A 427-nucleotide genomic window follows, 5' to 3' on the forward strand; every position below is an offset into this window, starting at 1 on the left:
GAAGGGGTCGGTGTCGAAGTCGACGAACACCGGCTCCAGACCGGCCTCGTCGATGCCGATCGCGATGCCGTGCTGTGGGAACTCGAAGCCCTTGGGCAGCTGGTCGGCGGGCAGCCTGCGGGGGAGCAGGCGCACGGTCGGGGCCGGCGGACCCTGCCAGTTCTCCTTGACCGTCCGGACCAGCCGGGCCGTGGCGTCGGCCAGGTCCTCGGTGTCGGAGGACGAGTCGATCCGGGGCAACGCTGTCATGAAGTGCAACTTGGCGGGAACTTGACCACGGCCGGGTACCCCGGTCGGCACGTTCAGGGCGACCTTGCGGTCGAACTCGGAGTCCATGGCGTCGCCGAGGCGCAGTTCCAGGCGTCCGAGGATCTGGTCCTTGAGTACCGCACGCACCTCCATGTAGCGCGAGGCGGAGAGGACCACG

1 pseudogene is annotated in these 427 nt (G+C 68.9%); it reads right to left on the bottom strand.

What is annotated here, in order from left to right:
• Positions 1 to 427 (bottom strand): annotated as a pseudogene (locus LPA54_RS39765) (type VII secretion protein EccC); the annotation flags it as partial.

It is taken from the genome of Streptomyces sp. DH12 (assembly GCF_020873895.1).
Lineage (GTDB): Bacteria > Actinomycetota > Actinomycetes > Streptomycetales > Streptomycetaceae > Streptomyces.